This is a genomic window from Ruegeria atlantica (genome assembly GCF_013033965.1).
In the GTDB taxonomy this organism is placed as follows: Bacteria; Pseudomonadota; Alphaproteobacteria; order Rhodobacterales; family Rhodobacteraceae; genus Ruegeria; species Ruegeria atlantica_D.
Genome location: NZ_WQFE01000003.1, coordinates 380,929 through 407,036 on the forward strand (window position 1 = coordinate 380,929; position 26,108 = coordinate 407,036).

The 26,108-nt window shown below is 56.6% G+C and carries 27 protein-coding genes and 1 other RNA gene; 22 read left to right on the forward strand and 6 right to left on the reverse strand.

The features are described 5' to 3' along the window. Positions 1 to 53 precede the first annotated feature (53 nt). From GOW16_RS08195 to GOW16_RS08210, 4 genes are all read right to left on the reverse strand, one after another. The gene (locus GOW16_RS08195; RefSeq protein WP_170413012.1) at positions 54 to 485 is read right to left on the reverse strand and encodes an ester cyclase; all 432 of its coding nucleotides are present in this window, start codon (positions 483 to 485) and stop codon (positions 54 to 56) included. A gap of 99 nt (positions 486 to 584) precedes the next feature. After that, positions 585 to 931, reverse strand: a transfer-messenger RNA (tmRNA) gene (gene ssrA, locus GOW16_RS08200). A gap of 36 nt (positions 932 to 967) precedes the next feature. Next, the gene (locus GOW16_RS08205; RefSeq protein WP_170413015.1) at positions 968 to 1,330 is read right to left on the reverse strand and encodes a DUF4345 family protein; all 363 of its coding nucleotides are present in this window, start codon (positions 1,328 to 1,330) and stop codon (positions 968 to 970) included. 10 nt (positions 1,331 to 1,340) lie between these two features. Next, complete coding sequence (locus tag GOW16_RS08210; RefSeq protein WP_170413018.1) at positions 1,341 to 2,072, reverse strand: FadR/GntR family transcriptional regulator; 732 nt, start codon at positions 2,070 to 2,072, stop codon at positions 1,341 to 1,343. Positions 2,073 to 2,158: 86 nt separating this feature from the next. On the opposite strand from GOW16_RS08210, the gene GOW16_RS08215 reads away from it, so the two are divergent. From GOW16_RS08215 to GOW16_RS08295, 17 genes are all read left to right on the forward strand, one after another. Beyond that, a complete protein-coding gene (locus tag GOW16_RS08215; protein WP_368039878.1) occupies positions 2,159 to 2,950 on the forward strand; it encodes a DUF2182 domain-containing protein in 792 nt (263 codons plus the stop codon). Positions 2,951 to 2,954: 4 nt separating this feature from the next. Continuing rightward, complete coding sequence (locus GOW16_RS08220) at positions 2,955 to 3,659, forward strand: DUF1326 domain-containing protein (RefSeq protein ID WP_170413021.1); 705 nt, start codon at positions 2,955 to 2,957, stop codon at positions 3,657 to 3,659. Next, the gene (locus tag GOW16_RS08225; RefSeq protein ID WP_170413024.1) at positions 3,659 to 4,165 is read left to right on the forward strand and encodes a DinB family protein; all 507 of its coding nucleotides are present in this window, start codon (positions 3,659 to 3,661) and stop codon (positions 4,163 to 4,165) included. The genes GOW16_RS08220 and GOW16_RS08225 overlap by 1 nt, the downstream gene beginning before the upstream one ends. Then, a complete protein-coding gene (locus tag GOW16_RS08230) occupies positions 4,166 to 5,269 on the forward strand; it encodes a dimethylsulfoniopropionate demethylase (protein ID WP_170413027.1) in 1,104 nt (367 codons plus the stop codon). Between the two features lie 59 nt (positions 5,270 to 5,328). Then, positions 5,329 to 6,324, forward strand: coding sequence for an acryloyl-CoA reductase (gene acuI / locus GOW16_RS08235; protein WP_170413030.1), 996 nt, complete (start codon positions 5,329 to 5,331; stop codon positions 6,322 to 6,324). 185 nt (positions 6,325 to 6,509) lie between these two features. Further along, a complete protein-coding gene (gene frr / locus GOW16_RS08240) occupies positions 6,510 to 7,073 on the forward strand; it encodes a ribosome recycling factor (RefSeq protein WP_170413033.1) in 564 nt (187 codons plus the stop codon). A 9-nt stretch (positions 7,074 to 7,082) separates the two neighbouring features. Beyond that, on the forward strand, positions 7,083 to 7,814 hold the full coding sequence (gene uppS, locus GOW16_RS08245; RefSeq protein WP_170413036.1) for a polyprenyl diphosphate synthase: 732 nt from the start codon (positions 7,083 to 7,085) through the stop codon (positions 7,812 to 7,814). Further along, positions 7,811 to 8,593, forward strand: a complete 783-nt coding sequence (locus GOW16_RS08250) for a phosphatidate cytidylyltransferase (protein ID WP_170413039.1) — start codon at positions 7,811 to 7,813, stop codon at positions 8,591 to 8,593. The genes uppS and GOW16_RS08250 overlap by 4 nt, the downstream gene beginning before the upstream one ends. After that, positions 8,593 to 9,765, forward strand: a complete 1,173-nt coding sequence (gene dxr, locus GOW16_RS08255; protein WP_170413042.1) for a 1-deoxy-D-xylulose-5-phosphate reductoisomerase — start codon at positions 8,593 to 8,595, stop codon at positions 9,763 to 9,765. The genes GOW16_RS08250 and dxr overlap by 1 nt, the downstream gene beginning before the upstream one ends. A 4-nt stretch (positions 9,766 to 9,769) precedes the next feature. After that, complete coding sequence (gene rseP, locus GOW16_RS08260) at positions 9,770 to 11,122, forward strand: RIP metalloprotease RseP (RefSeq protein ID WP_170413045.1); 1,353 nt, start codon at positions 9,770 to 9,772, stop codon at positions 11,120 to 11,122. Positions 11,123 to 11,468: 346 nt separating this feature from the next. Further along, positions 11,469 to 13,829 carry an outer membrane protein assembly factor BamA gene (bamA, locus tag GOW16_RS08265; protein ID WP_170413047.1) on the forward strand — a complete coding sequence of 787 codons (2,361 nt, stop codon included), beginning with the start codon at positions 11,469 to 11,471 and terminating at the stop codon, positions 13,827 to 13,829. Positions 13,830 to 13,872: 43 nt separating this feature from the next. Next, complete coding sequence (locus tag GOW16_RS08270) at positions 13,873 to 14,421, forward strand: OmpH family outer membrane protein (protein WP_254429717.1); 549 nt, start codon at positions 13,873 to 13,875, stop codon at positions 14,419 to 14,421. A gap of 75 nt (positions 14,422 to 14,496) precedes the next feature. Next, positions 14,497 to 14,970: a 3-hydroxyacyl-ACP dehydratase FabZ gene (gene fabZ, locus GOW16_RS08275; protein ID WP_170413052.1), complete on the forward strand. Its 474-nt coding sequence runs from the start codon at positions 14,497 to 14,499 to the stop codon at positions 14,968 to 14,970. Continuing rightward, complete coding sequence (gene lpxA / locus GOW16_RS08280; RefSeq protein WP_170413055.1) at positions 14,967 to 15,752, forward strand: acyl-ACP--UDP-N-acetylglucosamine O-acyltransferase; 786 nt, start codon at positions 14,967 to 14,969, stop codon at positions 15,750 to 15,752. Before fabZ ends, lpxA begins: the two co-directional genes overlap by 4 nt. A 3-nt stretch (positions 15,753 to 15,755) precedes the next feature. Then, on the forward strand, positions 15,756 to 16,550 hold the full coding sequence (locus GOW16_RS08285) for an LpxI family protein (RefSeq protein ID WP_170413058.1): 795 nt from the start codon (positions 15,756 to 15,758) through the stop codon (positions 16,548 to 16,550). Then, positions 16,550 to 17,716, forward strand: a complete 1,167-nt coding sequence (gene lpxB, locus GOW16_RS08290; RefSeq protein ID WP_170413061.1) for a lipid-A-disaccharide synthase — start codon at positions 16,550 to 16,552, stop codon at positions 17,714 to 17,716. The genes GOW16_RS08285 and lpxB overlap by 1 nt, the downstream gene beginning before the upstream one ends. After that, positions 17,709 to 18,284 carry a hypothetical protein gene (locus GOW16_RS08295; RefSeq protein ID WP_170413064.1) on the forward strand — a complete coding sequence of 192 codons (576 nt, stop codon included), beginning with the start codon at positions 17,709 to 17,711 and terminating at the stop codon, positions 18,282 to 18,284. The genes lpxB and GOW16_RS08295 overlap by 8 nt, the downstream gene beginning before the upstream one ends. Positions 18,285 to 18,295: 11 nt before the next feature. Here GOW16_RS08295 and mnmA read toward each other — a convergent pair whose 3' ends face one another. After that, positions 18,296 to 19,441: a tRNA 2-thiouridine(34) synthase MnmA gene (gene mnmA, locus GOW16_RS08300; protein ID WP_170413067.1), complete on the reverse strand. Its 1,146-nt coding sequence runs from the start codon at positions 19,439 to 19,441 to the stop codon at positions 18,296 to 18,298. A gap of 129 nt (positions 19,442 to 19,570) precedes the next feature. Between mnmA and sciP the strand changes: the two genes are divergently transcribed. The 5 genes from sciP (at position 19,571) to GOW16_RS22965 (ending at position 25,235) form a co-directional block, all read left to right on the forward strand. Beyond that, complete coding sequence (sciP, locus tag GOW16_RS08305; RefSeq protein WP_170413390.1) at positions 19,571 to 19,864, forward strand: CtrA inhibitor SciP; 294 nt, start codon at positions 19,571 to 19,573, stop codon at positions 19,862 to 19,864. Between the two features lie 82 nt (positions 19,865 to 19,946). Continuing rightward, complete coding sequence (ctrA, locus tag GOW16_RS08310; RefSeq protein ID WP_113790658.1) at positions 19,947 to 20,663, forward strand: response regulator transcription factor CtrA; 717 nt, start codon at positions 19,947 to 19,949, stop codon at positions 20,661 to 20,663. Positions 20,664 to 20,787: 124 nt separating this feature from the next. Next, positions 20,788 to 22,914, forward strand: coding sequence for an NAD-dependent DNA ligase LigA (ligA, locus tag GOW16_RS08315; protein ID WP_170413070.1), 2,127 nt, complete (start codon positions 20,788 to 20,790; stop codon positions 22,912 to 22,914). Further along, positions 22,911 to 25,001 (forward strand): ATP-dependent DNA helicase RecG, encoded by a 2,091-nt coding sequence (gene recG, locus GOW16_RS08320; protein WP_170413393.1) that lies wholly within the window; start codon positions 22,911 to 22,913, stop codon positions 24,999 to 25,001. The genes ligA and recG overlap by 4 nt, the downstream gene beginning before the upstream one ends. Positions 25,002 to 25,112: 111 nt before the next feature. Then, positions 25,113 to 25,235: a hypothetical protein gene (locus GOW16_RS22965; protein WP_255414864.1), complete on the forward strand. Its 123-nt coding sequence runs from the start codon at positions 25,113 to 25,115 to the stop codon at positions 25,233 to 25,235. A 185-nt stretch (positions 25,236 to 25,420) separates the two neighbouring features. On the opposite strand, the gene GOW16_RS08325 is transcribed toward GOW16_RS22965, so the two are convergent. Next, complete coding sequence (locus GOW16_RS08325; protein ID WP_170413073.1) at positions 25,421 to 26,059, reverse strand: MarC family protein; 639 nt, start codon at positions 26,057 to 26,059, stop codon at positions 25,421 to 25,423. Positions 26,060 to 26,108: the final 49 nt, after the last annotated feature.

A 26,108-nucleotide genomic window follows, 5' to 3' on the forward strand; every position in this document is an offset into this window, starting at 1 on the left:
CCATGGCCCTAGCTACCGCGTAAGCGCCGAGGGGGTCAAGATTGCTTGATAATTCAGGCCCAATCCAGCCTTTGTCCCGTCATGCACACAGGCAGGGTATCCTGCGGAAACTGGCCGAGCTGTTCGAAGAGTGAGATGAAATCGAACTGGTTATATGCCTCAACCATACGGCCATTTTTGATCCGGCCCATGACGCTGCCAGTGGCTTGCAAGGGTGCGCCATTATCGGCGCGCGTGGTGCGCAAGTGTATGATGGCCGAGACCCAATCGCCGTTTTCGATGATTTTGGGCATGTCGACCTGTATGTCCCCAAGGATATGACGAAAGGCCATGACCAGATCGCGGAAGTCATCTGCACCGACCTGCATTTCCGGAATTAGCCCCTCGGCCATCGCTTCGGGGGCGAAATATTGGTCAATCGCGTCCGTATTGCCGTTTTCCCAAACCTCGGAATACCATTCTCTGAGTAGATCTGCGTGCGCCATCCCAGCACTCCTTATTCTGCTGGCGTCAGCATGAGACCAAAACGTGAAAAAACTCTGAACATGAACATGCTCAGCAAAAAACTCAGACTTTTTGTTGAAAGTGCAGGTTTCTGTTGCCAGGTACCTGCGAACCCCGCCTTACGCGGCTAGGCGCAAGGGCTTAAGTTTCGGTCTTGTTACTGCTTACGCAGCAACTGCAACCGGAGCACGATTGTCGTTTGCAATTGTACTATTTTCGCCGGTAACGGTGGCAGACAGCCGAGACAAAGCTAACCCCTTTAGACGTTCGTCGATCCTATTTCGGCCCCATGATCTTCAAACGAAAGATTTTGGTGGAGCCGCCGGGTACCGCCCCCGGGTCCGATCCGCTTATTACGAGCGCGTTTATGTCCATAGTCCCGAAGGACACTCTCTATATAGGTGAGCGTGCGGGCGGATGCAAACCGGGAATTCAACTGGACGCGCAATGCAATTCCAATGGGTTAGGTGGCCCTGTTGATGTTGGCCAGGATCAACCAAAGCGCAATGACCAGCTCGATTCCACCAAAAGTCGCGGCTTTGACCAATGGCGGGTTGTCCAGAACGACCGATACAAAGCGTCCCAAAGCCGCGCCCGCATAAACAACCCCCAGCATGGTATAGGCCATTGGGTGGTTCAGAAACAAAACCGCCAGACCGGTCACGACGAAAAGCCCACCGACCGAGGCGCGCATTTCACTCAACCCCATATTGCTGTCGGTTGGGGTCAGATCCAACGCGCCTAGGGTAAAGCTGGGCGCCAGAAACCCGAACAGGCCAAACCCAATGGTTAGAAGAGCTGCAATCACGTTCACTGCGGGTGTCATCCTGTTCTCCTCACGCGGGTTTGCGCCGTTGTTGCGCCACATCCTGCGCCAGCTGCCGGGTATAGTTCTCAAGCGAAACGAGTGCCGCGTCCACTTTGGTCGAATCGCCGTGTTCCAGCGCGTCGGCGATTTGATTGTGGAATGCGATGATTGCCTCGCGCGACCGCGCCGTGAAGGTGATCATGTTCATCAGGGGCTGCATAGCCTCGACCGCGCCGGCCAATTGATAAGACAGCACGGGATTGCCTGCGCCATCCACCAATGCCCGGTGAAACGCCACGTCTGAGGCGCAGAATGCCTCATCCGTCAGGCCTGGTTGGGACTGGCGGTGGATTTCAGCCCGCATGGTTGCCAACTGATCCGCTGTACGACGTTGCGCAGACAAGGCGGCGCAGGCGCGTTCGAGTGCGAAGCGCGCCTCGCATGCCGTGTCGAAACTGACCGCGTTCATCGACAACAGCAGGGTCGAGGTTGTGATTTGCTGAGAATACGCACCCTCAAAACTCAACCGATTTACAAAAGCGCCACCGCTTGCGCCGCGTTGCGTGCGGATAAGAGATTGAGCAGCAAGCCTTTTTAGGGCTTCGCGCACGGTTGGCCGCGAGACTTGGAATTGCTCAGATAATTCCGCCTCGGACGGCAGGCGTTCGTCCACGATCAACTCACCCGAGATGATCGCATCGCGAATGGCCTGAGCGATCTGAGCCGACAGATCAGCAGGTTTTTTAGGGTCGATTTTCATATTCCGGGGACCGTTGGTGAATTTTTATTTGTCTGACATTTAAAAGTCTGACATTTCAAAAGCAAGGACTGAGTCGGGAGGAGCGCGTGAGTCGCACAGTTCTACGCAACGCATTTTGGCTGGGTTTCTACGCCCTGATCCTGTCCTCGTGGTGGTTCATGTTCACCATGAGCCGCGACATGGATCTGGATTGGATCGGTCGCCCCGGCCCAATGGGACAGGCCATGGCCGCGATGGACCCGCGGATGAACATGTATATGCCCATGGCCGAGTTTGGTCCGCTGTTTTGGATGTGGGCTATCATGATGGCGGCTATGATGTTGCCGACGCTCGTGCCGACGTTGCGCAGCTATGACGATCTGATCCGCAGCGCCAATGGCTCGCGTGCAGGTTGGTTGGGTGTACTGACCGGATATCTTACCGTCTGGGTCGGCTTCGCGGCTTTGATCACCGGTGTTCAACTGGCATTGTTGTTCGGTGGGGCCATCGACATGCTGGGCATCGGTAAATCTGGTTACTTCGCCGGGGGGCTCATGATCGTGGTCGGCGCCTTTCAGTTCTCCCGCGCGAAAGAGGTCTGTCACGGCGTCTGTCACGCTCCTATGACCTACTTCCTTGGCCATTGGAAAACCGGGTTCCCGGGCGGTTTGCGCATGGGGCTGGGCTTGGGGGCATTTTGTGTGGGGTGTTGTTGGGGGTTTATGGCGCTTGGTTTTGTTGGCGGTGTCATGAGCCTTTTGTGGATGGGCGTCGCGACCTTGTTCATGGTTTTGGAGAAACTTCCCCAGATCGGGCACGCAGTAACCCGTCCGATGGGATTTGCATTGATTGCGGGTGGTCTTGTTCTGCTCGTCTACCCAATAAGCTACGGAGGATAAGCCTATGGCTAAGAACAGAAAACCCGAGGCCGACAGGCTGCCGATCAGCCAGCGCATTGATAGCCGTATGCCAAATCCCAAGCGGCGCGAGATGAGCCCGACGGAATGGGCAATAAAAGGCGAATTGATCCTGAACTGCTCGTGCGATGTGTTCTGCCCCTGTGTGGTGTCATTGGGTGCGCATCCCCCGACCGAGGGGCATTGCCACGCGTGGATGGGTGTCATCATTGATAAAGGCCACTATGAGGGCGAAGATCTGTCCGGTCTGAACGTCGGCTTGCTGGTCGATATTCCGGGCCGCATGGGCGAGGGCCAGTGGAAAGTGGCCGCCTATGTGGATGAACGGGCCAGCGGCAAGGCCTATAACGGACTGCTGCAAATCTTCAGCGGTCAGGCGGGCGGCACGACGGGGCTGTTCACCATGCTGGTCAGCGAGATCATCGGGGCCGAGCGTGCTCCGGTCCAGATCGAGCGCGACGGCAACAAGCGCCGCATCGCGATCGGCCGGAAAATTCAGGGTGAGATCGAGATGCTGGGCGGCAAAGACCCGGAACACCCGGTCATGGTGTCGAACTCGAAGTATTGGATGGGGCCAGACATCATCGTTGCCCGCGGCACCAAATCCAAAGTGCGTGACTATGGCCGTGTTTGGGATTTTGGTGGCAAATCCGCTGAAATCTGTCCCATCGACTGGCACGGGCCCAAGTGATGATCACCGCAGCCTATGCCCAAGAAATGGCGCGGTATAATCACTGGCAAAACAGTCAGTTAAAGGGGTTTCTTTCGGCGTTGTCGAATGAGGAGCTGACCCGCAAGCGCGGAGCATTTTTTGGGTCCATCCTGGGCACGGCAAATCATCTGCTTTGGGGGGACTGGATATGGATGTCGCGATTTGACAAGGGCGATGGTCCCGGCGGCGGTATTCCGGAAAGCCCGTCATTGTGTGCCGATCTGGCGAAATGGCTGCCGCTGCGGGACAAGATTGACGATAGGATCACGACGTGGAGTGCGTCGTTGAATGACACGGACCTGAGCGGCCCGTTCACCTGGTTCTCGGCTGCAAAAGAAGCCGATGTCACGAAACCCTATGCGCAATGCGTTGTCCATTTCTTCAACCACCAAACACATCACCGGGGTCAGTTGCATCAGATGTTGACCGAGACCGGTTCGACCGCTCCGGTGAGCGATCTGGTTTTTCTGCCTGAGGAGGCTTAAGTGGCTCGGATCTCACTCTCGCGTCGTCTGCGCCGGACACCTTTTTCGGATGGTGTCGAGGCCGCAGGGGTAAAAGGATATACGGTTTATAACCGTATGTTATTGCCTACTGTTTTTGAGTCCGTGGAGGCGGATTACCGGCACCTGAAGAGCCATGTGCAGGTTTGGGATGTGTCCTGCGAACGGCAGGTCGAGTTGCGGGGACCTGACGCTGCCCGCCTGATGCAGATGCTGACGCCGCGAGACCTGCGGAGGATGTTGCCCGGCCAGTGTTTTTACGTTCCCATTGTCGATGAAACCGGTGGTATGTTGAACGATCCGGTAGCCGTGAAACTGTCAGAAGACCGGTGGTGGATTTCGATTGCCGACAGCGACTTACTACTGTGGGTCAAAGGTATTGCCAACGGGTATCGTCTGGATGTGCTGGTTGATGAACCCGATGTCTCTCCGCTGGCGATTCAGGGGCCGAAGGCGGATGACCTGCTGGCCCGTGTTTTTGGCGACCGGGTGCGTGACATTCGCTTTTTTAAGTTCGACAAGTTCGAGTTCGAGGGGCGTGAACTCGCAATCGCACGGTCTGGTTATTCCAAACAAGGTGGTTTCGAAATCTATGTCGAGGGCTCGGACATCGGTATGCCCTTGTGGAATGCGCTGTTTGCGGCGGGCGAAGACCTGCAAGTCCGTGCGGGCTGTCCCAATCTAATCGAACGGATCGAGGGCGGGTTACTGTCCTACGGCAACGACATGACCGACGACAACACTCCGCATGAATGCGGATTGGGTAAGTTCTGCAACACGCATACGGCAATCGGGTGTATTGGCCGGGACGCTCTGTTGCGCGTCGCCAAGGAAGGCCCGGTTCAGCAAATCCGTCCGATCGCTATCGACGGCGACGCCTTACCGCCATGCGACCGCCCTTGGCCGATTGTTGCGGGCGGAAAGAGGATTGGCCAGATCACGTCGGTCGCGTGGTCGCCTGATTTCAACACGAATGTGTCCATCGGGATGGTCAAGTTGAGCCATTGGGAACCCGGCACACGGATCGAAGTTGAAACACCGGATGGAATGCGTGGCGCAACCGTGCGGGACAAGTTCTGGATTTGAACGGTACATCTCGGATCAGCGCAGGCTGGTGACTGATTGAAAAGAAAGGAAAGTTGAAAATGTTCAATGCGTTGGTAATGGATAAGGACGAAGACAGCGGACTGGCAGGCGCTTCGGTCAAACAGCTTTCCGAAGGGGATCTGCCCCACGGCGAAGTCACAATCGCAGTTGAGTATTCGACCGTAAACTACAAGGACGGCCTGTGCTTGTCGCCCAAGGGCGGCGGGCTGGTGCGCAGCTATCCACACGTGCCCGGTGTTGATTACAGCGGCACGGTCGAGGCGTCTTCGGACGGTCGCTACAATCCGGGCGACAAAGTTGTTTTGACGGGTTGGCGTGTGGGCGAGGCGCATTGGGGCGGGTATTCCCAGAAAGCCAACGCGCTGGCCGACTGGCTGGTTCCGCTACCCGAAGGTCTGGACACGCGGCAGGCAATGGCCGTAGGCACTGCTGGATTCACCGCGATGTTGGCGGTTATGGCGCTTGAGGATCAAGGCATGCAGCCTGGAAATGGGCCAGTGCTGGTCACCGGGGCCGCCGGTGGTGTTGGTTCGGTTGCAACCGCCATTCTGGCCAATTTGGGATATGAAGTGGCTGCTGTAACGGGCCGCCCTGAAGCCGGTGAGTATCTGAAATCACTTGGCGCTACGACGATTGTCCCGCGCGAAGATATCAATGAAACTGTAAAACGCCCGCTGGAAAGTGAAACCTGGGCAGGCTGCATTGATGCGGTGGGCGGCGAGATGCTGGCCCGTGTTCTGGGTCAGATGAAATACGGCGCCTCGGTCGCAGCCGTTGGCCTTGCCGGAGGCGCAGGGCTGCCCGCCAGCGTCATTCCGTTCCTGTTGCGCGGTGTCAATCTGCTGGGCATCGACAGCGTGATGCAGCCCTATGACAACCGGGTTCGTGCATGGCAGCGGGTGGCAACCGACCTGCCGATGGACAAGCTTGAGGCGATGGTTCATCCGGCAACCTTGGGTGATCTGCCACAATTGGGCGCGGATATCCTTAAAGGACAAGTCAAAGGCCGCGTTGTTGTCAACGTAAACGGCTGATTCCTATGCGCTTGGTTGAACCGACTGACATTCGTGTTGGTCGGTTCATGTGCCTTTGAAAGAACCCGAAAATACCAGAAACACCTCTGGTCATTGGCGCAATTACGGATCATCATTGCTATACATCCCAATTGCGATGGACTATGAGCCATGCAAACAGCACCTGAAGACGGGGAGTGAGCAGCATGTCTGACGATTTTGAACTGGACACCGACGATCTGAAGCGCCGTATGGATGGCGCCATGGGCAACCTGAGAACTGAGTTCGCTTCGCTGCGAACGGGGCGCGCATCGGCCTCGATGTTGGAACCAATCATGGTTGACGCCTATGGGTCGATGACCCCAATCAATCAAGTCGGCACCGTAAACGTCCCGGAACCACGTATGGTGACTGTGAATGTCTGGGACAAGGGCCTTGTGGGCAAAGTTGAAAAGGCGATCCGTGAAAGTGGTCTGGGCATCAACCCACAGCTTAATGGCACAATCATTATGCTGCCGATCCCTGAGCTGAACGAAGAACGCCGCCGCGAGCTGGGCAAGGTTGCAGGGCAGTATGCCGAGCACGCCCGGGTTTCGATCCGCAACGTTCGCCGGGACGGTATGGACCAGATCAAGAAAGCCAAGGCTGACGGTATGTCCGAGGACGATCAGAAGTTTTGGGAAAGTGAAGTTCAGGACCTAACGGACCAGATGATCAAGAATGTAGACGCCGCGCTTGAAACCAAGCAGGCAGAGATCATGCAGGTCTGAGCCCACATCATGCCTGACACCACGCAACCCTCACCTGAAACCGGACCGCGCCACGTCGCCATCATCATGGATGGAAACGGGCGGTGGGCACAGGCGCGCAACCGGCCCCGGCTGTTTGGGCATCAGGCTGGTGCCCGGCGGGTTCGGGAAGTGGTCGAGGCCTGTCCGGGACTGGGCGTCAAGTATCTGACCGTCTTTGCATTTTCGACCGAGAACTGGAAACGGACTCAGGTCGAAGTTGCGGGACTGATGAGCTTGTTTAAACGGTATATCATCAAAGAAGCGCGCAATCTGACCAAAGCCGGTGTGCGTGTACGCTTTATCGGCGATAGGGTGCGTTTGGATTCCAAGCTGACCGACCTGATGGATACGCTTGAAGCCGCCACTCAACACAATGATTTAGTACACCTGACTATTGCGATAAATTACGGCGGTCGGGATGAGGTTGCTCGGGCGACCAAACGACTGGCACGTGATGTGGCCGAAGGCCGCCTGCGCCCCCAGGATGTGGACGAGGAAACCCTTCCCAAGTACCTGGATACACATGTTCTTCCCGATCCGGACCTGGTGATCCGGACCAGTGGCGAAGCCCGTATTTCAAACTTTCTTTTATGGCAGTCCGCCTATTCGGAATACGAATTCATCGACACGCTCTGGCCCGACTTCACATCGGCCGAACTGGAACGGCTGTGCCGTAACTTTGGCACGCGTGACCGGCGGTTTGGAGCGGTTCCGGCATGAGTGAAGGCCGATGGTCTGACTTAACCGCCCGTGTCCTATCAGCTGCGGTGCTTGTGTGCATCGGCTCGGTCGAGGTGTGGCTGGGCGGGCTGTGGTTTGAAGCCTTTATCGCGATTGCCTGCGGTTTGATGACCTGGGAACTGGTGCGGATGATCGACCCGGACCGCAATGGTGTGGCCATCCAACTGGGCATCCTCACCGGAGTTGCGGTTGTGCTCAGCTATCATCTGCCGCCACTTTACACACTGCCATTCCTGCTGGCTCCGGCCTTGGTTGGGGCAGGGCAGATCAGTCGATCAAAAGGGATCTATGCGCTATTCGCGCTTTGGATCGCTGCATCAGGTCTGGGTTTTATCTCGATCCGCGAAAACATGGGCTTTGGCTGGATGGTCTGGCTGATTTCGGTAGTCGTGGCCACCGATGTTGCCGGATACTTTGTTGGCAAAACCTTCGGTGGCCCTAAGTTCTGGCCAAAGGTAAGCCCAAAGAAAACATGGTCGGGCACCGCGGGCGGATGGATTGCTGCGGCGATCGTCGGAACGTTCTTTGCCATATATGCCGGGTTTGGCGTGGTGTTCGTATTGATCTCGGTGATTGCCTCGATGGCCAGTCAGGCCGGTGACATTGTCGAAAGCGCGACAAAGCGCAAGTTTGGGGTCAAAGACAGCTCGAACCTGATCCCGGGCCATGGTGGGTTTTTGGATCGCTTTGACGGCATGATGGGCGCGGCCCTGTTCGTTTTGATAGCCGGGATTCTTTATTCCCCCGGAGCGATGTGATGCGCAAAATCTCAATCTTCGGCGCGACCGGATCAATTGGACAGAACACGATTGATCTGATTGATCGTGACCCTGCCGCGTATGACGTCGTCGCGCTTACCGGTGGCGCGAATATCGAGAAACTGGCCGAAGACGCCCGGCGTTTGAAAGCGGATGTAGCGGTTACGGCGTATGACGATCAACTGGATGAGTTGCGCGCAGCGCTGGCGGGTTCGGACGTTGAGGCAGCAGCAGGTCAAAAAGCGCTGACCGAAGCGGCGGCGCGGCCTGCTGATTGGGTCATGTCGGCCATTGTGGGCGCAGCCGGTCTGGAGCCGGGTCTTGAGGTACTCCGGCAGGGTGGCACATTGGCATTGGCCAACAAGGAAACGCTGGTCTGCGCCGGCGCATTGGTTCTTGAGACGGCCAAGGCAAACTCCGCGCGGCTCTTGCCGGTCGACAGCGAACACTCGGCTGTGTTTCAGGCACTTGTCGGCGAGGATATGACCGCTGTCGAGCGGATCATCATCACTGCAAGCGGCGGCGCGTTCCGTGACTGGCCATTGAACAAGCTGGCCTTTGCCACAGTGGAACAAGCCTCAAGCCACCCGAACTGGAACATGGGGCAACGGATCACAATCGACAGCGCGTCGATGTTCAACAAAGCGCTGGAGCTTATTGAAACCAAAGAGTTCTTCGGTGTGTCCGCGGACCAAATCGAAGTTCTGGTGCACCCGGAATCCATCGTTCACGCCCTGGTCGGATTTCAGGATGGAGCTGTCATGGCTCATATGGGTGCTCCGGACATGCGCCATGCCATCGGATATGCGCTGCACTGGCCCGAACGGAAGGGCTTGCCGGTCGAACGCCTGGACCTTGCGAAATTAAGGCAATTGAGGTTCAACGAACCTGATGAAGCGCGGTATCCGGCGCTGCGCCTTGCGCGCGCTGTGATGGAACGCGGCGGCTTGTCGGGCGCTGTTTTTAATGCCGCGAAGGAACGCGCATTGGACCGGTTTATCGCACGCGAGGTCGGATTCCTTCAGATGGCCGATATCGTCGAGGCCGTACTTGACAGGTTCGAGGCCGCCGACGGTCTTATTGATGCCCCTTTAACCCTTGATAACGTACTGCGAACGGACCATTTGGCACGTACGTGGGTAGATGACATCGTCATCCAACGAGCAGGATAAAATTTTGGACGTACTTTCTCTGATCCCTCAGTTCGGCAACTTGCTGTACACGATCATTGCGTTTGTTATCGCGCTTTCAGTGATCGTCGCAGTTCACGAATACGGCCACTATATCGTTGGGCGGTGGTCCGGTATTCATGCCGAGGTGTTCTCGATCGGGTTTGGCCCGGTTCTCTGGAGCCGAACGGACAAGCGTGGCACGCGTTGGCAGATCGCAGCGCTGCCATTTGGCGGGTATGTCAAATTTCTGGGCGATGCCAACGCAGCGTCGGGCAAAGACGAAACTGCGATGACCGAAATCATCGAGCAAAGCCCGGAGGATCTGCGCCGCACCATGCATGGTGCACCTCTCTGGGCGCGATCAGCCACAGTTGCGGCAGGGCCGGTCTTCAATTTCGTGATGTCGATCCTGGTGTTTGGTCTGATTTTCCTGACCCAAGGCGTGACCAAAGATCCTCTGACCGTTGGAACTCTGTACCCGTTGCCGGGAACCGTTCAGGAATTGCGGGACGGAGATGAAATCGTCGCCATTGCCGGTATTCCGGTACCGGATTTCGATCAGGATGGCGCATGGGCCGGCTTTGTTGACACGTTGCCGGTGGAACCGATCCTTGACTACACGGTCATACGCGATGAACAGACAATGGATGTTTCGGGTCCCTGGCTGTTTCCACCGCTTATTCAGCAAGTAGCACCCCGTAGCGCTGCCATGGATATCGACCTCAAGCGCGGCGATGTCATCACGTCGGTAAATGGCGATCCGATCTTTGCGTTCGACCAGTTGAAAGAACACGTCGAAGGATCCGACGGTAAGGTTCTGTTGCTGAATGTCTGGCGCGATGGGGCCGATCTTGAGTTTGCCCTTGCCCCGCGCCGCACAGATGAACCCAAACCAGAAGGCGGGTTTGTCACACACTGGCGCATCGGCATCGTCGGAGGCATGATGCTGGAGCCCGCGACTGAATCGGCCGGTATTCTGGACTCCATTTCGGGTGGCGCACGCCAAACTCTGCGAGTCATCGAGCGGTCGCTGTCGGGAATGTGGCACATGGTTACGGGTGCAATCAGTACCTGCAATATGTCAGGCCCGATTGGCATTGCCGAAACTTCGGGGGCCATGGCCAGCCAAGGCGCGCAAAGCTTCATCTTCTTTATCGCCGTGCTGTCTACCGCCGTTGGCTTGTTGAACCTGTTTCCGATCCCGGCATTGGACGGTGGTCATCTGGTGTTCTATGCGTACGAGGCGGTGACAGGCAAACCGCCAAGCGATGGCGCGCTGAAGGTTTTGATGGGGGTTGGGATATCCCTGATTCTGGGTCTGATGATTTTTTCCGTGTCCAACGATCTGTTCTGCTGATTGTGGCCGATCATCCCTAACAAAAGCCGCAATTTCGCCTCAATCCAAGCATAGGATTATTGCGTCTTAATTTCTGTGTCAGAGGCTAAAAATGACAAAGGCGCTGCGAAAATCATATCAGAGTTTTAGCTTCCTGTTCCTCCTAAACTGGGACCTGTTACTATTTTTTGGCGCAACGGCACTGGCTCTCGGCGGCTGGACGCTTGTCGCTAACATGTGATTCTTACCAAGAATTGAATTCAACGCGCAGCGGCCCACAGGGCCGCTTTGTTTTTTCGTCTTTTGACAAGGAAACCTAATCTCGCTACTCAACAATAAAGTCCTAAAATTCTGGGTAGAGAAAAAAATGACTAATAGGCGAGGCGCAGGCACATCCTGCGGGGGGCAGAAGCCAGCAAACAAGATTTTGTGGCAGACGCTACGTGTTTTTTCCTTTGTATTTATAGCTTGCTTTACCTTCCTGCCGGAGGCTGCTCGCGCGCAAAGCTACACGATCAATTCGTTCGATGTTGAGGGCAACAGACGCATTGAAAGTTCGACAATTATTGCCCGAACAGGCATCCAGCCGGGTCAGACAGTAACTGCCGGACAGTTGAACGACGCTTTTCAGCGTTTACTTGACAGTGGTGTTTTTGAGACAGTTGAACTGACGCCGCGCGGGAACACTCTGGTTATCGAAGTCGAAGAATATCCGACGATCAACCAGATCAGCATCGAAGGCAATCGCCGCGTAAAGGACGATGTTCTGCTTGAAGCGATCAATTCTCAACCCCGCCGCGTTTTCACTCCTCAGGTGGCAGAAGCTGACGCGGATCAGATCGCAGCGATTTACTCGGCGCAGGGCCGTGTGTCGGCGACGGTAATCCCGCGCATCATTCGCCGCAGCGATAACCGCGTCGATCTTGTTTTTGAGATCGCCGAAGGCACAACGATCGAAGTCGAACGTGTCAGCTTTGTCGGCAACCGGGCTTACTCGGACCGCCGCCTGCGTCGGGTTCTGGAAACCAAACAGGCTAACTTCCTGCGTACCTTCCTGCGGGGCGATACATTTATCGCAGACCGGATCGAGTTCGATAAACAGGTCATTCGCGACTTCTATTTGTCGCGTGGCTATATTGATTTCCGGGTCAACAGCGCGAATGTCGAATTCACCCGTGAACGCGACGCGTTCTTCCTGGTGATGAACATCACCGAAGGGCAGAAATTCTCGTTTGGCAAGATTTCGACCGTCAGTGAAATTCCCGGTGTTGATCCAGCAGCCTATCAGGCTGCGTTGAAGATCCGTCCGGGTGTGACTTATTCTCCGTCGCTGATTGAAAACTCGATCGCACGTCAGGAGCGGTTGGGCCTGAAACAGGGCGTGGATTTCCTGCGGGTTGAACCCCGTGTCACGCGGAATGCGCGAGATCTGACGCTGGACGTTCAGTTTGTGCTGACAAGAGGTCCGCGGATATTTGTTGAACGCATCGACATCGAAGGCAACACAACCACATTGGACCGCGTGATCCGTCGCCAATTCGACACGGTCGAAGGTGACCCGTTCAACCCGCGTGAAATCCGCCAGAGTGCCGAACGTATCCGCGCCCTTGGTTTCTTTGCCGTGGCCGATGTAGAGCCGCGCGAAGGTTCGACGCCCAGCCAGGTGATAGTGGATGTGGACGTCGAAGAACAACCCACAGGCTCGCTGAGCCTTGGGGGTAGTTACTCGATTTCGGACGGTTTCGGGATTGCGATCGGCCTGAACGAGTCAAACTTCCTGGGGCGTGGTCAAAACCTTGGGGTAACGCTTTCGACAGCGCAGGACGCCGAGCAATACACGATCAACTTCACCGAACCGTACTTGCTGGGCCGCCGGTTGCAGTTTGATTTGGGCTTGGGTCTGGCATCGACGAATTCGAGCTTTGCCAGCTACGATACTAAACGGGTCTTCTTCGAGCCGCAGTTGAGCTATGCAATCAGCGAATTGTCGTCGGTCCGGTTGCGCTATGGTTGGGACCGCAGCGAGATGACGCAGCAAGATGACGAGGTGAACGGTGCCGTTATCGCTTCGGAGATTGCGCAAGGTAAGCGGACTTCCAGCACGCTGGGCGTATCTTACCTCTATGACAGCCGTCGTGGCGGTCTGAACCCGAATGCCGGCGTTCTGTTTGAAGTAGGCGTCGATGCAGCCGGTCTTGGCGGCGACAACGAGTTCTACAAGACCACAGCGCGTGGTATCGCTCAGACCCGGGTCCTGAACGAGGAAGTTGTCCTGCGGGCGTCGATGGAAATTGGTGCGCTGCATTGGCGGGGTGATGACTTCAGCCGTGTGGTCGACCGTTTTTTGATTGGTCCAAACACGTTCCGAGGCTTTGAACCTGCGGGTCTGGGTCCACGTGACCTGTCCAACGGTCAGGACGACGCAATCGGTGGTAACTACTATTGGGTTGCCCGCTTTGAATCTGACTTCCCGTTGGGGCTGCCCGAGGAACTGGGCTTGCGGGGCGGCGTGTTCTACGACGTTGGCAACGTGTACAACATCGACAACGTGAATACTGCCGGTGCTGACATTGTCGGCGCGGACGGCTCCATTCGCCACGTGATCGGCGTATCGGTTCTTTGGGATACGCCATTTGGACCGCTTCGTTTCAATTTCTCGCAAGCCTTGAAGAAAGAGGACTTCGATAAGGAACAGAACTTTGACCTGACCGTTCAGGCACGGTTCTGATCACGGAATGCGGAACGATATATCTTCAATAGTGCAGGGCCCATTGCGGGCCCTGTGCGTTTTTCTGGTGTTTGCCTGTACGCCAACAGTTCAGGCACAGCAGTTGGGTGTACCTCAGGCCGATGTCCTAACCCTGTCCAGCGACCGGTTGTTTACCGAGTCGCAATTCGGACAGCGTGTTCTGCGTCAGATTGAAAGCGAAGGCGCGTCGCTGGCCGCCGAGAACGAACGGATCGTGGCTGAACTAAGCAAGGAAGAAAAAGACCTTACCGAAAAGCGCGCGGAATTGACGCCCGATGAATTCCGTCCGTTGGCCGAGGCCTTCGACAACAAGGTTCAGTCGCACCGCGAAGGTCAACGGGCCAAACTGGATGCCCTCGCACGTCAAAGCGAGGATGCGCGTCAAACCTTTCTGGTTCTTGTGCAACCGATCCTGATTGAGCTGTTGCGCGAATCCGGTGCATCGGTCGTAATTGAACGGTCGAACGTTTTTCTCAGCTCGGACCGGACCGATGTAACAGACGCGGCAATTGCACGGATCAATGAACAGATTGGCGATGGCAGCCAACTTGAAAACGGCGGCAGCGACTAGGTTCGCTTGCCCTTAGGGCGCGGTGTTGCTAACCACGCGACAAAGAGAACAACTCCACAACGGGACAACTGCACTATGACCACGGAAACCAAAAGCGCAGACATTCAGCTGATCCAGCGGATATTGCCCCACCGCTATCCGTTTCTGCTGGTCGACAAGGTGGTGGATATCTCTGGCTATCATTCGGCGGTTGGCATCAAGAATGTCACCATGAACGAGCCGCACTTTCAGGGCCATTTCCCGGGCACACCGATCATGCCGGGCGTCACCATCGTCGAGGCGATGGCGCAGACGGCTGGTGTCATGCTGGGTGTCGGTATGGACGTGATCGACAGCGAGCTGCTGATTTATTTCATGAACATCGACAAATGCAAATTCCGTCGCAAGGTGATTCCGGGTGACGTACTTGAAATGCATGTCGAAACGGTTCGCGGCAAAAAAGGTGGCAAGATCTTCAAATTCGCTGGTCGTGCCACTGTTGACGGAGAGGTTGCAGCCGAGGCTGAATTTTCGGCCTATGTAGACTGGGATATGGAAAAGACCACATGAGCGGTATCCATCCAAGCGCAATCATCGAAGACGGCGCGCAGATTGGTGAAGACTGCGTCATTGGCCCGTTTTGTTATGTGGGCTCTCAGGTCAAACTTGCCGACCGGGTCGAGCTGAAATCGCATGTTGTGGTGACCGGTGATACCCTGGTCGGTGAAGAGACTGTGATCTTCAACTTTTCGGTTATCGGAGAGATCCCGCAGGATCTGAAGTTTGGCGGTGAAAACACGCGGCTTGAAATCGGCAAACGCAACCGGATACGCGAACATGTCACCGTGAATACCGGGACAGATGGCGGTGGTGGCGTAACACGGATCGGAGATGATTGTCTGCTGATGGCGGGCGTACACGTGGCCCACGATGTTCAGATCGGTAACCGTGTGATCATGGTAAACCATGCCGGTGCCGCAGGCCACTGTATCATTGAGGATGACGTGATTGTCGGCGGTATCTCCGGGCTACATCAATTTGTCCGCGTCGGACGTGGCGCGATCATCGGCGCACTGACCATGGTTCCCAACGACGTGATCCCGTATGGCCTGGTCCAGGCACCGCGTGGGGAACTGGACGGTTTGAACCTCGTTGGCTTGAAACGGCGCGGCGTGTCGCGCGAAGATATTGCCGCTTTACGGGCAGCTTTCCGCGAATTGTCTATGGGCGATGGCACGTTTATGGAACGGGCGCATCGGGTTGGCGTCGATAACGAAAGCGAATATGTTCAGCGGATCGTCGATTTTGTGACCGGGCACTCGGATCGGTCTTTCCTGACACCGGGGAAATAAACCATGCTGGCGCTGATTGCGGGAACAGGCGTTTTGCCGGGTGAAGTTGTTGCACAGTTGCCCGACCGACCCGTAGTTTGCTCCATGGAGGGCTTCCGCCCGGATACTCTGACCCCGGATGTTGAGTTTCCATTGGAACAGGTCGGAAGCTTTATTGCTGACATCAAATCGCGAGGGGTGACCCAGATTTGCATGGCGGGCTCGGTGGGTCGACCACCCATTGATCCTGCAAGGATCGACGCGGCAACGATGCCTTTGGTTCCAATCCTGCAGCAAGCCATCATGTCGGGCGACGATGCGGCGCTGCGCGCAGTCATCGGTGTTTTCGAGGACGCGGGTCTGGAAGTTAAGGCCGCCCATGAAATCGCACCAAATCTTCTTCCCAAACTCGGGTGTCTGACGCAGGCGCAACCTTCTGAGGCGGATCTGGCCGATGCCGACCGCGCCTCGGGCATCGTGCGGGCGATGGGGGCTGTGGATGTGGGGCAGGCTTGTGTCGTCTCAAAGCGGCAGGCGCTTGCGATTGAGGGTATTTTTGGCACCGCATGGATGCTGCAGTCGCTAACACAACGTCCCGACGCGGGCGGTGGCGTGTTGTTCAAAGGACCAAAGCCCGATCAGGACACCCGCGCTGATCTTCCCGCGATCGGTCCAGACACTGTGTCCGGTGCCGTCGCAGCCGGATTGTCGGGAATTGTGATCGAAAAGGGCGGTGTCCTCGTGCTTGAGAAAGAGCGTGTGATTGCCGAATGTGATCGGCTTGGCCTGTTTCTGTACGTTCGCGAGCGGACGAACTGATGCGGGTCTTCGTGGTTGCCGGTGAACCTTCGGGCGACCGGCTTGGCGGAGCGCTGATGGAAGGCCTGCGATCTCTGATACCCGAGGTTGAATTCCAGGGTGTTGGCGGTCCGCTGATGCAGGCGCAGGGTTTGGACAGCCTTTTTCCCATGTCCGAATTGTCGGTGATGGGGTTGGTTGAAGTTCTGCCCAAGTTCTTTCACCTCAAACGTCGGATTGCCGAGACTGCGCAGGCGGTGCTGGAGTCGAATCCAGACGTTCTGATCACCATCGACAGTCCGGATTTTTCGTTGCGGGTCGCCAAGCTGGTTAAGGCGCAAAGCACCATTCGAACGGTTCACTATGTTGCCCCCAGTGTCTGGGCCTGGCGTCCCGGCCGAGCAGACAAGATGGCAAAGGTCATCGACCATGTGCTGGCCCTTTTGCCATTCGAGCCACCCTATATGCAGCGTGCGGGGATGGAGTGTGACTTTGTGGGTCATCCTGTTGTCAGCGAGCCCGTGGCGACGCAACAAGACATTCAGGCCTTTCGTGACGCGCATGACTTGGGCCAAGCGCCCATCGTGTTGGCCTTACCCGGCTCGCGGCGGGGGGAGGTTGATCGTCTGGCCTCGGTTTTTGGTCAGGCATTAAGCCTATTTTTGAAGCAACGGCCCGACGCGCGCGTTGTGGTGCCGGCCGTTGCGCATATGGTGGATGCGGTCGCCGAGCATGTTCGGGATTGGCCGGGGTCTCCGGTCGTTGTTGACCCGCGTGATTTACCGTCCGATCAGGCGCAAGCGCAGAAGAGGGCGGCATTTGCCGCAGCCGACCTTGCGTTGGCGGCATCCGGGACAGTCTCTTTGGAACTGGCGGCACAGGCCGCGCCCATGGTGATTGCCTACAATCTGAACTGGCTGACCACCCTGATCGCTAAGCGCATGGTGGATCTGGACACCGTGACGCTTGTCAATCTGGTGTCAGACACGCGAGCGGTTCCTGAATGCCTTCTGGACGATTGTGAACCGGAAAAAATTGCCGCGGCGCTGGTGGATGTTGCCACCAACCCGGACGCGCAGCGTAGCGCGATGGACGTGACCATGGAACGTCTGGGGCGAGGTGGTGAAGCACCGGGGCTACGCGCCGCCCGAGCAGTTTTGAACAGGCTGCCCAATCGCCATGATTGAACACATCCTGTTCGCCTTTTCTGCTGCGATCGTAACCATATCGACCAATCTGGACAATCTCGTCGTCTTGTTCGGCCTGATCATGGTGATGGAGACTCGCAGAGCTGTATTTGGCTTTGCCGCGGCTCAAACGATAATCCTGATTGTGTCGCTTGTGATCGCCAGCGGACTTGATCACAGCCGGTTTTTGAACTGGGTCGGCTATCTTGGGATTATTCCACTGTCTCTGGGTCTTTATGGCATCTGGCAGCAACGGCAAGGCGCGGACGTGCGCCAATTGCCGGATACCGGCGCGGTCACCTCGGTCGTAGCTCTGTTTCTGACTCTGTCGATTGACACGCTTGCAGCAATGACGCCGCTGTTCGCAGATTCCACGCCGGCGTTTCGTTTGACGGCCTTGATCGGGGCCGCCTGTGCACTTGCAGCGTTAAGCGCAATTGCAACCTGGGGCGCTCCACGCGCACAGGTTTTAGGGCCTCGTTTTGCCCGACTCGACCGGATTGCGCCTTACATCATGGTGGCGGTCGGACTGTACATTCTGGTGAACAGCCCGACGGATGCTTTGTAGGTTCGATCGCTTTAGTACCCGCGCCAGATCCAGCCGCCGCCGAATATGCGGCTGCCTTCATTGGCATAAAACACACAGGCCTGACCGGGTGAGATGCCTTCTTCGGGCGTCAGCAACTCGACTTCGGCAGTTGTGTCAGACAACGGTCGGACAATCGCCTCACGCGGGGGGCGGGTCGAGCGCACTTTGACTGACAGATGCCATTCGTCGCGCGACGTAAATGGCTCATCCCCCAGCCAGTTGATCTCACGCACCGGAACCGTGCGGGTGGCCAGCAATTCCTTGGGACCGACCACAACCTGCTTTTTGTCGACATCCAGCTTCACGACGTAAAGCGGCTCGCTCAGCCCGCCAATGCCAAGGCCGCGACGCTGACCAATGGTGTAGTGAATGACGCCGTTATGCTGCGCCAGAACCCGACCGTCTGTATGAACGATCTCACCCGGTTCCGCCGCACCGGGGCGCAGCTTTTCGATCACGCTGGCATAGTTGCCATCAGGTACAAAGCAGATGTCTTGGCTGTCGGGCTTGTCGGCTACCGACAGGCCGTATTGTGCGGCCATCTCGCGCGTTGCGTCTTTTGAGGGGAGGTGACCCAGCGGGAAGCGCAAAAAGTCCAGCTGCTCGGGTGTGGTCGAAAACAGGAAATAAGATTGATCCCGGTTCGCGTCTTCGGCGCTGTGCAGCTCGGGACCGTTCGCGCCCATCTTGCGCTGGATATAATGACCGGTTGCCATGCAGTCGGCCTCAAGGTCCTTGGCGGTTTCCAGCAGATCCTTGAACTTCACGCGTTCATTGCACCGGATACAAGGCACTGGCGTCGCCCCGGCCAAATAACTGTCGGCGAATTCGTCGATCACGGCGTCTTTAAATATGTTCTCGTAATCCAGAACATAATGGGGAAAGCCACGTTCTTCCGCCACACGCCGCGCGTCGTGGATATCGATCCCGGCGCAGCAGGCGCCTTTTTTCGCCAAGGCCGCACCGTGATCATAAAGCTGCAAGGTCACGCCAACGACATCATAGCCTTGATCAGCCAGATAAGCAGCGACCACTGAACTGTCCACACCACCGGACATGGCAACAACCACCCGTGTTTCCGACGGGGGTTTGGCAAAGCCAAGCGAGTTCAGCGGTGTCTCGGTATCGAGGGCCATGACGATTCCATTGCGGGTTAAGAAAGACCGGCAGAATATAGGAAAATTCTACACACTCTCAAGAGGCGGTTTCACCCGGCATTAAGTAGGCTGTTGGCAGCTTTGTCGCAGTTGGAAAAGGGTCGAGAGATGTATTTGCACAAAGTCGAAGGGCCAAGGTCTGTAACCCTGCCGGATGGAACGGTTTTATCACGCGCCGATCTGCCGCCGAAAGATACGACCAGATGGGTCGCCTCGCGCAAGGTGATCGTTGTGCGCGGCGTTCTGTACGGGCTGATTTCATTGTCAGACGCCAAAAAACGCTATGGGCTTAGCGATGAAGAGTTCAATTCCTGGGTTTCGGCGGTCGCTGAACACGGTGCCGACGCATTGAAAGTGACGGCGTTAAAAAAATATCGACAACCTAAAGATGAAAGTGAATAAATGATTCAACGGTAACGTCAGATTAACCATTTTTGAGCAGTCTCAATTTGAATTGTTAAATTGACCAAAATTGGAGCAGTAAATGCGTATACTTCTTGTTGAGGATGATCCGACCACGTCGAAAAGCATCGAACTGATGCTGACGCACGCCAACCTCAACGTCTATGCGACGGATCTGGGCGAGGAAGGCATCGATCTTGCCAAACTGTACGATTATGACCTGATCCTATTGGACCTGAACCTGCCGGACATGAATGGTCACGAGGTGCTGCGACAACTGCGTATTGCACGGGTTGAAACGCCTATCCTGATCCTGTCCGGCGCTGACGACACCGAAAGCAAAATCAAGGGCTTTGGTTTCGGCGCTGACGACTACATGACCAAACCCTTCCACCGCGAAGAGCTGGTCGCCCGCATCCACGCGATTATTCGTCGGTCCAAAGGGCATTCCCAGTCCATCATACATACGGGCCGGGTCGCGGTGAATCTGGATGCCAAAACGGTTGAGGTCGAAGGCAAGGCCGTTCATCTGACTGGTAAGGAATACCAGATGCTGGAACTCCTAAGTCTGCGCAAAGGAACCACCCTGACGAAAGAGATGTTCCTGAACCATCTCTATGGCGGTATGGACGAGCCCGAGCTGAAAATTATCGACGTTTTCATCTGTAAACTGCGCAAAAAACTCAGCAACGCAACCGGCGGCGAAAACTACATCGAAACCGTCTGGGGCAGGGGCTACGTGTTGCGGGATCCCCAAAGCAATAGCTTGGATGAACGTCGGATCGCTGTTGGAGCCTGACTTAAAATGAAATCTGGTCGCCGTTGGTCCAGGGCGGCCCCCTCACTCATGGAACAGCACATCTGGACCTAGCCATGGCCTCGCCCTATCACTGGGTTCAAAGACTATGTGACGGGGCGAGGCCATGAGCGACTCAATTGCGGTAACAGAGCTGACGGAAGATCAGGCACGTGCCGAGCTGGCGCGGCTTGCGGAGAAGATTGCGCATGCCAACAGGCGGTATCACGCAGAGGACGCACCTGACATCTCTGATGCGGAATACGATGCTCTAAAGCGGCGAAATGCTGACATCGAGGCGCGTTTTCCTCAATTAAAGCGGTCCGACAGTCCCTCTGAGCAAGTGGGCGCAAAACCGGCGGAAGGGTTTTCTAAACTCGTACACGCCGTCAGGATGATGTCCCTTGGCAATGCGTTCAACGATGAGGATGTCGCAGATTTTGATCGGTCGATCCGCAAGTATCTGGGATTGAGCGACTCTGCCGATCTGCTTTTTACCGCCGAGCCCAAGATTGACGGTCTGTCACTGTCGCTAAGGTATGAACAGGGAAAGCTCGTGCAGGCTGCGACCCGCGGCGACGGAGAAGTCGGCGAAAACGTCACCGCAAACGCGCTGACGATTTCTGACATTCCACACAGCGTCGAAAACGCGCCCGATATACTGGAGGTGCGCGGCGAAGTGTATATGTCGCACGAAGAGTTCGAAGAGCTGAATGCGCGGCAGACAAAGCAAGGCGAAAAGACCTTTGCAAACCCCCGAAATGCTGCAGCAGGGTCGTTGAGGCAGCTGGACGCAAAGGTCACGCGCTCTCGCCCGCTGCGGTTCTTTGCATATGCTTGGGGAGAGTTGTCGGCACCTTTGGCTGAGACTCAAATGGGTGCCATCGAACGGCTGGCGGAATTCGGTTTCTCGACCAACCCGCTGACAGCGTTGTGTGAAACAACAGATCAGATGATCGGGCACTACCGTAGCATCGAAGAGCAGCGCGCCATGCTCGGCTACGATATCGATGGCGTCGTTTACAAGGTGAACGATTTGGCGTTGCAGGCCAGGTTGGGGTTCAGATCCACGACCCCCAGATGGGCCATCGCGCATAAGTTTCCTGCTGAATTGGCGTGGACAAGGCTTGAAGCCATCGACATTCAGGTGGGTCGCACGGGCGCGCTCAGCCCGGTTGCTCGGCTGCACCCCGTAACCGTTGGCGGCGTCGTGGTATCTAATGCTACGCTGCATAACGAGGACTATATTGCTGGCCGCGATGCAAAAGGCGGCACGATCCGGGACGGAAAGGATATTCGCGTCGGGGATTGGGTTCAGGTCTATCGCGCGGGTGACGTGATCCCGAAGGTCGCCGATGTTGATGTTTCAAAACGCCCTGAAAATGCGCAGCCTTATGTATTTCCCACATCCTGCCCGGAATGCGGCAGCGATGCCGTGCGAGAGGAAGGCGACGCGGTCAGGCGTTGCACCGGCGGGATCATCTGTCCAGCGCAGGCTGTTGAAAAGCTGAAACATTTCGTATCTCGAAAAGCGTTCGATATCGAAGGGCTAGGCGCGAAGCAGATTGAAATGTTCTACGATGACCCGGACTTGCCAATAAAATCTCCGGTGGACATCTTTACTCTGCAGAACAGAGATACAGCCAATCTGAACAAACTCGCCAATCGAAAAGGTTGGGGTGCGCAAAGTGCCGGGAACCTTTGGGCAGCAATTGACGAAAAGCGGCGGATCCCATTTGGACGCCTTCTGTTTGCCTTGGGCATTCGTCACGTCGGAGAAGCCGCGTCGAACCTGATCGCCAACCACTATGGCAACTGGGCTGATTTTGAGCGCGCGGTCACCGCAGCCGCAGGTTTCGAAGGACCCGAATGGGATGAACTTCTGGGCATCGACGGCGTTGGGGACGTTATGGCGCGCGCGTTGGTTTCCACTTTTGCGCAAGCCGCCGAACGCGCAAGCATCGACGCTCTGGTTGCGCAACTGGACGTGCAGGATGCCAAACGGCCGGATACATCGGGTAGCCCGGTGGCCGGTAAAACGGTCGTCTTCACAGGGACGCTGGAAAAGATGACCCGCGCCGAAGCCAAAGCCCGGGCCGAAGCGCTTGGTGCCAAAGTCTCTGGCTCAGTCAGCAAGAAAACCGATTTTCTGGTTGCCGGACCGGGCGCGGGGTCCAAAGCCAAGAAAGCGGCAGAGCTTGGCATTGAGACGTTAGACGAAGATGAATGGCTGCAACTGATCGGCACCGCATGAGCGGCCGTCCTGAAATCCTGTTTCCCCTGTTCGCGGGGCTGGAGACGCTGGAGGGTGTGGGCCCCAAGACTGCGCAGAATATGGCGCAGGCAGGGATCGAGTCGCCGCGCGATGTGCTGTTCGGATTGCCCTATGCGGTCGTGGACCGCAGGCGGCGCGATACGATCCAGGGGGCCGATCTGCCAAGGACGTTGACGGTTGAAGTCACGGTTGGCACCCACAGACCACCCAGAAACAAAGGTGGTGCCTATCGGGTTCACGTAGAAGATTCGCAAGCCGACTTTCAGTTGGTCTTTTTCCATGCGCGCGGCGATTACTTGAAAAAGGTACTGCCGCAGGGCAGCCGTCGTGTGATTTCCGGCAAGCTTGAGCTGTTCGATGGCTTGACGCAGATGGTTCATCCAGATCACATGTTACCCGTGGAGAACGCGGGAGAAATACCTGAGTTCGAACCGGTTTATCACCTGACGCAGGGCGTCACCCAGAAAACGGCGTATAAGGCCGCCCGCAGCGCTTTGGCCCGTGCGCCGGAACTGGCCGAGTGGATTGACCCCGCGCAGGTGTCGAGACAAGGCTGGGCGGATTGGGCGACCGCCATACACGCGGCCCACAACCCCCAAGGTGCAGATGATGTGGCAGCACACGCGCCGGCCCGGGAACGCCTTGCTTATGATGAGCTGTTTGCCCATCAGGTTACATTGGCTCTGGCACGGCAGCGCGAACGCAAAGCCCGGGGCATTGTGAGCGTCGGCACCGGTACACTGCAAGCGAAGGTTCTTGCCAATCTGCCTTACACACCCACCGGCGCACAGATGCGAGCTATCAAAGAAATCACGGCCGACATGGGCTCGGACGCGCGAATGAACCGATTGCTGCAAGGTGATGTTGGAGCTGGGAAAACCCTGGTCGCATTCATGGCGCTTCTGGTCGCGGTCGAGGCGGGCGGACAAGGTGTTATGATGGCACCGACCGAGATTCTGGCCCGACAACATCTGGAAGGTTTGCGCCCGCTTGCCGAAGAAGCCGGGGTGGTTCTGGAAATCCTGACTGGGCGGGACAAGGGCGCAGAGCGACGCGCCAAGCTGGCTGCATTGAAACAGGGCGATATTCAAATACTCGTCGGCACTCACGCGGTGTTTCAGAGCGATGTTGAATTTCACGCCCTGCGACTGGCCATTGTGGATGAACAGCACCGATTCGGGGTGCGGCAGCGGATGGAGCTGTCCGAAAAAGGGCAGGGCGCTGATGTTCTGGTGATGACGGCAACTCCGATCCCTCGCAGTTTGGCGCTGGCGCAATACGGTGACATGGATGTCTCTGTTCTTGATGAAAAACCACCAGGGCGAAAGCCAATCAAAACGGCCATTATTAGCACCGAACGGATGGACGACGTTGTGGCGAACCTGCGTCGAGCGATTGATGAAGGGCGTCAATGCTATTGGGTCTGCCCGCTGGTCGATGAATCCGAGGTTTCGGACCTAACGGCTGCGGAAGAACGGTTCAAACGGCTGCGCGCGGTGCTGGGCGAAGGCATTGTAGGGCTGGTCCATGGCCAGATGCCCGCAGCGGACAAGGATGCCGCAATGGCTGCGTTTCAAGAGGGCCGGACAAAGGTGCTCGTGGCCACGACTGTAATCGAGGTTGGAGTGAATGTACCCAACGCCTCGATCATGGTGATCGAGCGGGCCGAGATATTCGGGCTGGCTCAGTTGCACCAATTGCGCGGGCGCGTTGGACGGGGTGAGGCCGACTCGACCTGTTTGCTGATGTACCAACCACCGCTCAGTGAAGGTGGGCGCAAACGACTGGAAGTTTTGCGTGAAACCGAAGACGGGTTCCGGATTTCAGAGACCGATTTGCAGATGCGCGGTGCGGGTGACCTGATCGGCACGGCCCAATCCGGGTTGCCAAAGTTCAGGATTGCGGATCTGGAACGGCAGGCCGGGTTAATGGTCGTGGCCCAAACTGACGCTCGTAACTTGCTAAGCAAAGACGCAACCCTGGCCACGGAACGCGGGCAGGCCGTGCGTGTTCTGCTTTGGCTCATGAAACAGGATCAGGCAATCCGTTTGATTTCAGTGGGTTAGCGGTTATGTTCCAGAAAGTTCACAAATGTTCTCAAAAAGTTCTTTACCGACTCGGCGAAATATGAGAACAAAAGGTCAACAAAGGATTAAAACCCGACCGGAGGTGAGACCATGCTGACCCAGATCAAGACCGCCATTAGCCGTTCGCATTCAACGCTATTGCAGGATGCGGCAGGTGCGGTGTCTCTGGTGGTGATGCTGGTGGTTGCCCTTCACCTGCCCGGAGCGTTCTGACCCTTTCTGCCTGCGATCTCGTGCCGAAAACACCGTGCTGTCGTCCCCATTTCAGTCAAGGGTGACCTGCCTGTCCCAATTCCCTTGAAAGGGCCATGCCTCGGCCCTGCACGGAAATACGGATCCCACGCGAGACACGCATTGCCTGCCGCCGCCCTTTCCGCCCGGAAGGAGCGGCGGTTTTTTTATAGCTGTCCGGTTTTGAAGATTTCCAGCATCGCAGACAGTACTGAATTCACGGCAACCGACGCCAGGATCATTCCCATGATACGGCTGATAATGGCGGCGCCTGAATGGCCAATCAGTCGTATGATCGGCTCGGCCAGAAGCATCAAAACAAAGGCGATGGCCACGACAGACAGCATGACCAATGCCGTGATACCCTGATCCGCGGCGCTGTAGCGATTGTTGTCTGTCAGGATCACCACCGCCAACATCGCACCCGGAGACGCCAGTGACGGCACCGCCAGCGGAAAGATTGCCGGGTTGTGCTCGTGAAACGTATCTTCCTGATCGTCTTCAGCCTCGCGCTGTTCAACGTCCTGCTTGCTTTCACCAAAGATCATGGTCAGGGCAAACAGGAACAGGATGATCCCTCCGGCCACCTGGAATGAGTTCAGACCGATATCCAGCGCCTCAATCACCATTTGCCCAAAGACAAGAAAGAACAGCAAAACCCCGGCGCTGATAATCGCAGCCAGGAAAGCCGTTTTACGACGCGCAGCAGCGCCAAGACCAGCCGTTACCGCGATGAAAACGGGAATTGTTCCAATCGGGTCAATGACCACCCACAGTGTAACGAAATGTTCCAGCAAACTATTCAAACCAAATTCTCCCCAAACTATGGCGGAGGTTAGATGGGTTTGAACTGAA